The sequence below is a fragment of the Salmonella sp. 32020114201800008SM genome (assembly GCF_017572025.1).
GTDB classification, from domain to species: Bacteria; Pseudomonadota; Gammaproteobacteria; order Enterobacterales; family Enterobacteriaceae; genus Salmonella; species Salmonella enterica.
The window spans coordinates 1-586 of record NZ_JAGEQM010000024.1 but is presented as its reverse complement, the minus strand read 5'-3'; the positions used below and the strand labels follow the sequence as shown (position 1 = coordinate 586).

1 rRNA gene is annotated in these 586 nt (G+C 55.8%); it reads right to left on the bottom strand.

The features are described from left to right. Window positions 1–586 (bottom strand): 23S ribosomal RNA (locus tag J4613_RS22455); the annotation flags it as partial.

The window sequence follows — 586 nt, the reverse complement described above, 5'->3', positions numbered from 1 at the left end:
AAGTCTCAGGGAGAACTCATCTCGGGGCAAGTTTCGTGCTTAGATGCTTTCAGCACTTATCTCTTCCGCATTTAGCTACCGGGCAGTGCCATTGGCATGACAACCCGAACACCAGTGATGCGTCCACTCCGGTCCTCTCGTACTAGGAGCAGCCCCCCTCAGTTCTCCAGCGCCCACGGCAGATAGGGACCGAACTGTCTCACGACGTTCTAAACCCAGCTCGCGTACCACTTTAAATGGCGAACAGCCATACCCTTGGGACCTACTTCAGCCCCAGGATGTGATGAGCCGACATCGAGGTGCCAAACACCGCCGTCGATATGAACTCTTGGGCGGTATCAGCCTGTTATCCCCGGAGTACCTTTTATCCGTTGAGCGATGGCCCTTCCATTCAGAACCACCGGATCACTATGACCTGCTTTCGCACCTGCTCGCGCCGTCACGCTCGCAGTCAAGCTGGCTTATGCCATTGCACTAACCTCCTGATGTCCGACCAGGATTAGCCAACCTTCGTGCTCCTCCGTTACTCTTTAGGAGGAGACCGCCCCAGTCAAACTACCCACCAGACACTGTCCGCAACCCGGAT